Source organism: Pseudoalteromonas luteoviolacea (genome assembly GCF_018100925.1).
In the GTDB taxonomy this organism is placed as follows: Bacteria; Pseudomonadota; Gammaproteobacteria; order Enterobacterales; family Alteromonadaceae; genus Pseudoalteromonas; species Pseudoalteromonas obscura.
The window spans coordinates 1-558 of the sequence record NZ_JAGJEH010000059.1 but is presented as its reverse complement, the minus strand read 5'-3'; the positions used below and the strand labels follow the sequence as shown (position 1 = coordinate 558).

At 45.0% G+C, this 558-nt stretch carries 1 protein-coding gene; it reads right to left on the bottom strand.

Annotated elements, in window-relative coordinates; all coding sequences use genetic code 11:
* Positions 1-558, bottom strand: a 558-nt coding sequence (locus J8M00_RS28050; protein ID WP_211013650.1) for an SdrD B-like domain-containing protein, incomplete at both ends; no start/stop codon positions are given.

Below are 558 nucleotides of genomic sequence, written 5' to 3'. Positions count from 1 at the left end.
CAGTTTGATCTCACTATTTGAACCAAATTGATCAGCCGATGAACCAAGATAATCTTGGCCTTCAACATAGTCAGTAGTACCTTGAGTAACTGTGTAACCCGCATCATTTGATGCACGAAGCCCCGCAAAGTTAAACACGCCATTTGCATCAGTTGTGGTGCGCAAATTTACCGCTTCACCGTAAAGATCCTGACCTGTCAGTTGTATATTAATCCCTGCAAGAACAAAGTCATTACCGTTGCTAGTACCATCTTGGTTGATATCGACAAATACACGACCTGATATTGACTTGTCACCTGTGCTTAGTTGCTCAGTGAAGATAAGCTCAGGCGCAGCTTGCTCACCCAGTACTAGTTTGATCTCACTGTTTGAACCAAATTGATCTGCCGATGAACCAAGATAATCTTGGCCTTCAACATACTCAGTAGTACCTTGAGTAACTGTGTAGCCTGCTGAGTTAGAAGCGCGAAGCCTCGCAAAGTTAAACGCGCCATTTTCATCGGTTGTGGTGCGCAGGTTCACCGTTTCACCGTAAAGATCCTGACCTGTCAGCTGGAC